This is a genomic window from Nocardia farcinica (assembly GCF_029867845.1).
Classification (GTDB): Bacteria; Actinomycetota; Actinomycetes; order Mycobacteriales; family Mycobacteriaceae; genus Nocardia; species Nocardia farcinica_A.
This window is the reverse complement of record NZ_JARWRU010000146.1, coordinates 1-9148: the sequence shown is the minus strand read 5'-3', so window position 1 is coordinate 9148 and position 9148 is coordinate 1. Positions and strand designations below refer to the sequence as shown.

The window sequence follows — 9148 nt, the reverse complement described above, 5'->3', positions numbered from 1 at the left end:
GGCGCGACCACGGCGGCGGATTCGACCGGCGCGGAACAGGACTCGCCGAACGCGGGCGAGGATCTGTTGTGGGCGGGCGACCTGAGGGTGGGCGCGGACGGGCTGGCTGTGCGGCGGTTCCGGCAGGCGCGGGCGGTCACCGCCCCCGCGCCGAGGATCGACCCGGACGGCACCTACGTGGTGACCGGTGGGCTCGGCAGGCGCGGGGCCGTCGCGGTGCGCTGGCTGCTCGACGAGGGCGCCCACGACGTGGTGGTGCTTACCCGCGATCCACGGCCGGTGCCAGGTCCGCTGGACGGGCTGGAGGACCGGTTCGTGGTGGTGCGCTGCGATGTGTCCGACCGGGCAGAGCTGGCGAGCGCGCTGGACGACATCCGCGAATACGGCTCGACCATCCGCGGTGTGGTGCACGCGGCGGAGGATTTCGAACCGGCCGCGTTCGGCGCCGTCACCCCCGACCACCTGGCGCGGCTGTTCGCGCCGAAAGCGGCGGCGGCCCGGCATCTGCTCGAACTCACCGCGGCCGACCCGATCGATTTCGTGCTGCTGTTCTCCTCCGCGGCGGGCGCGCTGGGGGCGCGCAACCAGGCGGGTTACGCGGCGGCCTCGGCGGTGGTGGATGCGCTGGCGGCCGGGTCGCGGCGAAGACGGGTGCTGGCCGTCGGCTGGGAGATCCGTTCCCCGGACCACGCCTCGGCGATCGCGGACACCGACCAGGCCGGGGTGGCGCGCGGTGCGCACGTGCTCACCCAGGCGCTGCGCAGCGGGGTGCCGCACCTGCTGGTGGGTGGCGAGACGAGCGAGTAGGCGGCAGCGCGGCGCGCCGAAATGTTCGGCGTCAGCGGGAATCGCGGCCGAGCAGGCGGTCGGTCTCGCGGCGCTCGCGCTTGGTCGGCCGTCCCGCGCCGCGGTCGCGGCGCGGCATGGCGGCGAGCAGTTCCCTGGGCGGTGGCGGCGGGCTGCGGTCGATCAGGCACTGCGCGGCGATGGCGGCGCCGACCCGCTTGGTGACGATCCGCTCCACGACGACGATGCGTTCGAGGCCGCCGACCCGGATGCGCACCTCGTCACCGGGACGGACCGGCTGGGCGGGTTTGGCGGTGGCCCCGTTGACTCGGACGTGGCCACCGCGGCAGGCCTCGGCCGCCGCGGAGCGGGTACGGAACAGCCGCACCGACCACGTCCAGGAATCGACCCTGGCCTGTGCCGGTGCGTGCTGTTCGCGTTGCGCCATTCGCGCCGGTGCGGGCCCTGGTGTCAGCCCACGACGCGGCGGGCGGTCACGACCATGTCGGGGCGCAGCGGGGTGTAGGACACCGGCTGGCCGGACTGGACCGCGTTGAGCAGCTTGCCGTCGCCGGCGTAGAGGCCGACGTGGCCGCCGCCGTTGGTGACGACGATGTCGCCGGGGCGCAGATCCTCGAAGGCCACCGGCGCGCCGACGTGCGACTGCTCGAAGCTGGTGCGGGGCAGTTCGATGCCCGCCTGGCGGTAGGCCCACTTGACCAGGCCGGAGCAGTCGAAGGTGGACGGACCGGCCGCACCCCAAGAGTACATGGCGCCGACCTTGGTCTTGGCGGCGTCGAGAGCGATGTCACCGACCGTCTGCTGGACGAACGGCGCCGAAGGCATGGTGAACTGCGGCAGCTGCGGGGCGGCCAGCGGCGCACCCGGCGCGGACAGGGCCTGCTGGAGCTGCTGCTCGAGTTGCTGGACGGGCTGCTCGAATTCCTCCGGCACCGGAACGTCGAATTCGCCGAGGCCGGGAATGTTGATCGTGGCGGCCATCGCCGGGATGGCGGGCATGGCGCCGGTGGCGGCGACCGCACCCATGACAAGAGCACCCTTCACGGAATTCGGCACACGCGATTCCCGCTGCAAGCTGTGTTTACCCACCGACCTGAGTCTCCGATCGTTTCCCTGCTCTCCCGCCGACCGGCTCACGCGACGAGCCGGGGCGAAAGCGAGCCCCGCACCCCGATGCGATGGTCCGGCTCGGCAGCCGGTAACACGAGTGCTCCGACAGCCGATAAGGCAGGTGACCCAGTGGCGCCCTCCTCTTGCGAAGCGACACCCTCCACTAAGTCACGAGAAGATTACGATGCGTGACGACGCTTGTCCAGCGGAGCGGGCCGCGTTTTCCCGCCTTTGTGAATAGTCCCTGCACGATCCGCGTGGATGATGTGAATCCGGCGGGTCACAACGGGATTTCCGGCCACCCGTCACCGCGTCACGGCGGGCGCCCCCGCCTCGCTCCGGCGTGTCACGGACGCTCCCCTGGCAGCCGCGCGGCCAGCACCCGCTCCAGTTCCTCGACGCGCCTGCGCGCGTCGGCCAGTTCGACCTCCACCGCGGCCAGCGCCTGCACCAGCGGCCCGACGGCCATGGGCGCGACGAGTTCCGGGCCGATGCCCTCGTACTCCAGCGCCCCGAGCAGCGCCGCCTGGATCACTTTCGCCCTGCGGGCGGTCGCAGGCACCTCCCAGGAGCGGATCACCTCGGCGGCGTGGGCGAGCACCGGATCGTCGGCGGGCCCCGGCTCCTCGCCGAAGCCCCGATCCCCGCCGAAGCCTTGGTCCGCACCGAAGCCTTGATCCGCACCGAAGCCTTGATCCGCACCGAGTACGGCGTCGTCGAATTCGGTTTCCGCGTAGGCGTTTTCCTTCTGGAAGGGCTCCTCGAACATGGGCCTCCGATCGTCGCGGCGGTGCCTGGTGTCGGGGACGACAAGGACAAGATAGCGAAATCTACGACTTGCCGAATACTTCGGAAGATTTCGCTGGGCGCACGCGCTACGGTGTCGGGGCATGGACCCCGTGCGCAACCCCTATGCACCCGGCGCCGGCCAGCGCCCGCCCGAACTGGCCGGGCGCGACAAGCAGTTGCAGGCCTTCGACATCGTGCTGGAGCGGGTCGCGCGGGGCAGGCCGGAGCGCAGCGTCATGCTCACCGGGCTGCGCGGGGTCGGCAAGACCGTGCTGCTCAATCAGCTTCGCTCCGCCGCGATCTCGCGCGGTTGGGGGACCGGCAAGATCGAGGCGCGTCCCGACCAGGAGCTGCGGCGGCCGCTGTCCTCGGCGCTGCACATGGCCGCGCGGGCGATCGCCACGGCGCACCGCAATCCCGAACGCGTCGACGACTTCCTCGGCATCCTCAAGGCCTTCGCGCTGCGCGCCACCGCCGACAAGGGCATGCGTGACCGCTGGCAGCCCGGTATCGACGTGCCCGCGGTCTCCGGCCGGGCCGACTCCGGCGACATCGAGATCGATCTGGTCGAGCTGTTGAAGGAGGCCGCGGCGCTGGCGGGCGACATCGGCGTCGGCATGGCGATCTTCATCGACGAGATGCAGGACCTGGCCCCCGCCGACGTCTCGGCCATCTGCGGCGCCTGCCACGAGCTCAGCCAGGACGCCGCCCCGCTGATCGTGGTCGGGGCGGGCCTGCCACACCTGCCCGCCGTGCTCTCGGCCTCCAAGAGCTACTCCGAGCGGCTGTTCAGCTACCACCGCATCGACCGGCTCGACCGCGAGTCCGCCGATCAGGCCCTGATCGCGCCCGCCGAGCGCGAGGACGTGAAATTCACCCAGGAGGCACTGGACACGCTCTACCGCAAGGCCGACGGCTACCCCTATTTCGTCCAGGCCTACGGCAAGGCCACCTGGGACCAGGCGCCGGAGAGCCCGATCACCGCCGAGGACGTGGAGGTCGCCGCGCCCGCGGCCGAGGAGGAGCTCGCGGTCGGCTTCTTCGGCTCGCGCTATGAGCGCGCCACCCCGGCCGAACGCGAGTACATGCGCGCCATGGCCGACCTGTCCGGCGACGACGGGCCGGTCGCGACCTCGGCGGTGGCCGCCGAACTCGGCCGCAAGCCCGCCTCGCTCTCGCCCGCCCGCGACGGCCTGATCAAGAAGGGGCTGATCTATTCGGCCGAGCGCGGCACCATCGGTTTCACCGTCCCGCACTTCGGGCGCTACCTGCGCAGCGTCTGACCGGGACCGGCCACCGACCGAGAACCGATCGCCGGACCGGACGACTTTCTCGGCCCGCGAGCGAAATTCGGATACGCGGAAATGTGGCCGGGGATATTATCGGCGGTCGTCGCGGGCCGCAAGGTTTGTCATCATCGCGCGCATCGACCCTGGTGGGAGACCGATTTCTGTGCGAATCTCGGTTTCATGCCATCGAATCCGCTCCGTGCCGCGTGTCGTCGCTGAACAGCCGCTACGGCTATCCGGTTCGAATTCAACCATTTCGCTCGCACCTGAAGAAAGAGTGTTCGCCACCGAACGGCGCGCGCTTTTTCCGGCCCCGCTCGAAGAAGGCCCCCATGTTGAATCTGCGTCGTCTGTTGTTGCTCCGCGATCTGGCGGAACTGGGCACTGTGACCGCGGTCGCCGATCGCCGCAACATCACCAGTTCGGCCGTCTCCGCCCAGCTGCGCGTGCTGGAGGACGAGGTCGGGGCGGTGCTGTTCCGCCGATCGGGCCGCAATGTCCGGCTCACCGCCAGCGGGGAGATCCTGGTCGAGCACGCCCGCACCATCATCCGCGACGTGGACGCGGCGCTGGGCGCGGTGGCGGCGACCCAGCAGCGCGCCGGCGGCCGGATCGCGATCTCCGGCTTCGAGACCAGCATCGCCACCCTGGCCGGGCCGCTGCTGCAACGGCTGAGCAGTTCCAGACCCGAGTTACAGGTGCGGGTGATCCAGGCCGACAGCGACACCTCGCTGCGTGCCCTGCGGCACGGCGACATCGATCTCGCGCTGGTCTCGCGCCTGGACTTCCGCGCCGATCCCCCGCCCGGCGGCCTGCGCTCGGAGGAGCTGCTGTACGACCCGCTGGTGGTGCTCGCCCCGCCCGGGCTGCACCGGCACCTGCGCGCTCTCGGACCGCGCGCGGCCGAGCAGGAGCCGTGGATCACCGGCAGGCCGGAGACCGGGCTGGCCGAGGCCCTGGTGCGCCTGGGCGAGCGCGCGGGCTTCGTCCCGCAGGTGACCCACCGGGTGATCGGCGCGCCCAACATGTGCCAGCTCGCCGCCGCGGGGATCGGGCTGGCACTGGTGCCGCTGCTCTCTGTGCCCGACGGCCTGCGCGCACTCGTCGTGGACGGGCTCGATGTGGGCGGGCGCTCGATCAGCGCGCTGCACCGGGAGGGGGCCGCGGGCAATCCGGCGGTCTCGTCGGTGCTGCGCACGCTGCGCGAGGTGGCTCGGGAGCGCGAGCGGGCCACACGGGAACTGCTCTCCCCCGAGCTCGAAGTCGCCTCCTGAACAGCCCGCGGCGACGGCTCAGGGCACCACGGCGAGCCGCGCCGCGGAGCCGTCGGTGGATCGCTCCTCGCCCGCCCCGCCGACCAGGCTCGGCGCGATCCCCACCGAGGGCGCGCTGACCGGCTCGTTGTCGTTGAGCAGGTGGTCGCCGAGCTGGCGCTCGCGGTAGATCACCGGATTGTGGCTGGCCAGGGTGCGGGCGTTGCGCCAGTGCCGATCCAGGTGCAGGCTGCTGTCGAGCGCGGAGGCGCCGCCGACCTCGAAGATCTCGTTGGTGGCGCGCAGCGCGAGGTCGACGACGACGCTCTGGGCACGGTAGACGCCGAGTTCGGCGTCCAGTTCCAGCGCGTGGACCGCGGCCTCGGCGGCCTCGGTGCGATGCGCGGGATCGGCGGTGCGCAGCGCGTAGCGGGCGTCGGCGGCGCGGTCGAGTCTGCCCGCCACGCCGAGCACGATCTCGCGCAGCGCGTGCGCGGTGGCGTCGACCCGGCCGACGACCTGCTGCACCTGCGGGTCCTCGCGCGGCAGGTCGGCGCCCGCCTGACTGAAGGAGCGGCGTCTGCGGCGCACGAAGCCCGCGATGTCTGCCACGGCACGGGCGGTGATGCCCGCCAGGGTCGCCAGGTGCACCAGCTGGCCGATGGCCAGCTGCCCGGCGAAGACGCGGTCGGTGGGGATGACGTTGCCCGGATCGACGACCACGTCGGTGAACACCGAGGTGCCGCTGGCGCTCATGCGCTGGCCGAAGCCGGAGTAGTCGTCGAGCAGGCGCACCCCCTCGGCGTCGGCGGGCACCAGCGCGGTCACCCGCCGGTCGTCGCCGTCGGCCACCGCCACCGAGATGTAGTCGGCGTAGAGGCTGCCGGTGCTGTAGTACTTGGTGCCGTTGAGCAGCAGCCGCTCCCCGTCGGCGCGCAGCGTGGTGTCGGTGCGCCCCCGGACGTTGCCGGAACGTTCGCTGCTGGCGTTGCCGACGATCGCGCCGTCGCCGATCAGCCGCAGCCAGCGCTGACCGCGTTCGGTGTCGCGCTCGCGCAGCCGGTCCTCGGTGAACCGGAAGTGCACCCGCAGCGCCTGCACCAGATTCGATTCCGCGGCGCCGAGTTCGATCAGCAGCAGGAACAGCTGGCGCACTGTGACGCCGCCGCCGCCGAACTCGCGCGGCACCCGCAGCGCGCCGAAGCCGTGCTCGCGCAGCCAGCCGGCCTCCTCCAGCGGCAGCCTGCGAGTGGTCTCCCGGTCGAGGGCGCCCTCGGCGATGCGCTCGAAGACGGGGCGGAACCGTTCCAGGAGTTCCGTGTCGGTGGGTGCGGCGGACGCCTGCTCGGCTGTGGACATGGTGATCTCCTCGAGGGGTCACAGGGTGCGGGGACGGGAAACAGGATCGGGGGCAGCGGGTTCACAGCCCGGCGGGCACGGGGGCGGCGGGCGGGGTCGACTCGTCGGAGCTCGCCCAGCCGGGCACGGATTCGACGAGGTCGCGGGTGTAGTCGTCGGCCGGGTCGACGAGGATGCGGTCGGCGGGGCCGGATTCGACGACGACGCCGTGGCGGAGCACGGTCACCTCGTCGGCGACCTGCCGCACCACGCCGAGATCGTGGGAGATGAGCAGGTAGGTGGAGCCCAGCCGCTGTTGCAGCTCGACGACCAGTTCCAGGATTCTGGCCTGCACCGTCACATCCAGGGCGCTGGTCGGTTCGTCGAGCACCAGCACCTCCGGCTCGAGCGCCAGCGCCCGCGCGATCGCCACCCGCTGCCGCTGGCCGCCGGAGAGCCGGGCGGGCGGCACGTCGTGGGTGTGGTCCGGCAGGCCGACCAGGTGCAGCAGTTCCCTTGCCCGCTCGGCCCGGCTCGCCCTGGTGCCGATGCCGTGCCGCAGCAGTGGTTCGGCCACCGCGCGGGCGGCCGGATAGCGGGGGTCGAGCGCGACGAAGGGGTTCTGGTGGACGAGCTGGATGCGACGGCGGGCGCGGCGCAGCGCGGCCGGGTCGTCCGGGTCGAGCGGTACGCCGTCGAACAGCACCCGGCCCGCGCTTGCCCGTTCCAGACCGAGAACCAGGCGGGCGATGGTGGTCTTGCCGGAACCGGATTCGCCGACGATGGCGTGGGTGCTACCGCGCGCCGCCCGCAGCGTGACCTCGTCGAGCGCGCGGAATCCGCCGTCCACGCCCGGCCGGGCGAACACCTTCGTGACGCCCTCCAGCGCGATCGCGGGCCGGGCGGCGGCCGCCGGTGCGATCGGCGCCGGCCTGCCGAACTTGGCCGCGTTCAGCGCGGGCACGTCGGAGAGCAGCTGCCGGGTGTAGTCGCTGCGCGGCGCGCGCAGCACGGCGGCCGCGGGGCCTGCCTCGCGCACCCGGCCGTGCTCGAGCACGACCAGGTGGTCGCAGCGTTCCCTGGCCAGGGCGAGATCGTGGGTGATGAGCAGCAGGCCGAGACCGAGTTCGGCGCGCGACCGGTCGAGCAGGTCGAGCACCCGGCGCTGCACGGTGACGTCGAGCGCGGAGGTGGGCTCGTCGGCGACGAGCAGTTTCGGTCCCGCCGCGATGGCCGAGGCCAGGATGACGCGCTGGAGCATGCCACCGGACAGCTGATGCGGATACTTGCGCGCCACCTCGGCGGGACGCGGGATGCCGACGGCGTCGAGCAGTTCCACCACGCGGCCCGCGCTGCCGGTGACCCGCAGGGTCTCGGTGAGCTGGCTGCCTATGGTGCGCACCGGGTTCAGCGAGTTCGCCGGATCCTGCGGCACATAGGCGATCTCGTTGCCGCGCAGCGCGCGCAGGCCGCGGCCGCCGAGGGTGAGCAGCGGCTCGCCGCGATAGCGCACCGTGCCCGCCTGCACCACGGCATTGGGCGCGCCGAGGCGCAGCACGGTGCCCGCCACGGTGGACTTGCCCGAACCGGATTCACCGACCAGGGCCACCGCGGCGCCGTCGGGGACGGTGAAGGACACATCGGTCACCGTGCGGCGGACCCGCCCACGCACCCGATAGCCCACGGTCAGGCCCTCCACGGTGAGCAGCGGCGGCGCGACATGATCAGTCATGGCTGGTCAACTCCTCGACGAAGGCGCTCAGGCGGTTGAACGCCAGCACGGTGGCGACGATCGCGACGCTCGGCACAGCGACCATCCACGGCGCGGAGAACACGTAGTTCTTGCCCTCGGAGACCTGCACACCCCATTCCGGGGACGGCGGCGGATCGCCGTAGCCGAGGAAGGCCAGCGCCGCGATGGACAGGATGGCCGCGCCGAACTGGAGCACCGACAGCGCGAGCACACTCGACCAGGCGTTGGGCACGATGTGCGACAGCAGCAGCGCCCGGCCGCGCGCGCCCACCAGTTCGGCGGCCTCCAGATAGGGCAGGCGTTTGATGCGCAGCACCTCCGAGCGCATCAGCCGGGCGAACACGGCGATGGCCGAGACACCTACGGCGACAGCGGCGTTCACCGTGGAGAAGCCGAGCGCCACCACGATCGCCATGGACAGCAGCAGGCCGGGGATGGCTAGCAGGGTGTCGACGAAGCGCATCAGCACCACGTCGATCGCCCGGTCGGCCCAGTGTCCGCCGACGAGCCCGATCGCCGATCCGGCGACCAGGCCGATCGCCACCGCGATCAGGGCGCTGACCACGGACATGCCGGTGCCGTGCACCAGCCGCGAGTAGATGTCGCGGCCGAGATAGTCGGTGCCGAGCCAGTAGCTGCCCGAGGGCGCCAGCAGCACCTGGTCCGGGTGCGGCTCGAACGGGTCGTGGGTGCTGAGCAGGCCGGGGGCGAGCGCGGCCAGGGCGATGACCGCCAGCACGACGCCCGCGGCGACGGCGCCGGGAGTGACCCGTCGGCTCGCGGTCCCCCAGGCCGCGCCGGTCCCCGAG

General features: G+C 72.2%; 9 protein-coding genes. 3 read left to right on the top strand and 6 right to left on the bottom strand.

Annotation, left to right across the window (positions count from 1 at the left end; genetic code table 11):
• Window positions 1–807 (top strand): beta-ketoacyl reductase (locus tag QH283_RS02905; protein ID WP_280501471.1); only part of this gene is annotated, 807 nt, incomplete at its 5' end.
• Between the two features lie 31 nt (window positions 808–838).
• On the opposite strand, the gene QH283_RS02900 is transcribed toward QH283_RS02905, so the two are convergent.
• The 3 genes from QH283_RS02900 to QH283_RS02890 form a co-directional block, all read right to left on the bottom strand.
• Window positions 839–1234 (bottom strand): RNA-binding S4 domain-containing protein, encoded by a 396-nt coding sequence (locus QH283_RS02900; protein ID WP_280501470.1) that lies wholly within the window; start codon window positions 1232–1234, stop codon window positions 839–841.
• A gap of 23 nt (window positions 1235–1257) precedes the next feature.
• On the bottom strand, window positions 1258–1833 hold the full coding sequence (locus QH283_RS02895; protein ID WP_280501469.1) for a C40 family peptidase: 576 nt from the start codon (window positions 1831–1833) through the stop codon (window positions 1258–1260).
• A gap of 430 nt (window positions 1834–2263) precedes the next feature.
• Complete coding sequence (locus QH283_RS02890) at window positions 2264–2686, bottom strand: hypothetical protein (RefSeq protein WP_280501468.1); 423 nt, start codon at window positions 2684–2686, stop codon at window positions 2264–2266.
• A gap of 121 nt (window positions 2687–2807) precedes the next feature.
• Here QH283_RS02890 and QH283_RS02885 point away from each other — a divergent pair, with 121 nt between their 5' ends.
• Together QH283_RS02885 and QH283_RS02880 are read left to right on the top strand one after the other, a co-directional pair.
• Window positions 2808–3989, top strand: coding sequence for an ATP-binding protein (locus tag QH283_RS02885; RefSeq protein ID WP_280501467.1), 1182 nt, complete (start codon window positions 2808–2810; stop codon window positions 3987–3989).
• A 338-nt stretch (window positions 3990–4327) separates the two neighbouring features.
• Window positions 4328–5269 carry a LysR family transcriptional regulator gene (locus QH283_RS02880; RefSeq protein WP_280501466.1) on the top strand — a complete coding sequence of 314 codons (942 nt, stop codon included), beginning with the start codon at window positions 4328–4330 and terminating at the stop codon, window positions 5267–5269.
• Window positions 5270–5287: 18 nt separating this feature from the next.
• On the opposite strand, the gene QH283_RS02875 is transcribed toward QH283_RS02880, so the two are convergent.
• The 3 genes from QH283_RS02875 to QH283_RS02865 form a co-directional block, all read right to left on the bottom strand.
• Entirely contained in the window at window positions 5288–6607 is a 1320-nt protein-coding gene (locus QH283_RS02875) for an acyl-CoA dehydrogenase family protein (RefSeq protein ID WP_280501465.1), read from the bottom strand.
• A gap of 61 nt (window positions 6608–6668) precedes the next feature.
• Window positions 6669–8318 carry an ABC transporter ATP-binding protein gene (nikE, locus tag QH283_RS02870; protein ID WP_280501464.1) on the bottom strand — a complete coding sequence of 550 codons (1650 nt, stop codon included), beginning with the start codon at window positions 8316–8318 and terminating at the stop codon, window positions 6669–6671.
• A partial coding sequence (locus tag QH283_RS02865; protein WP_280501463.1) for an ABC transporter permease occupies window positions 8311–9148 on the bottom strand: 838 nt, incomplete at its 5' end. The genes nikE and QH283_RS02865, both read right to left, overlap by 8 nt.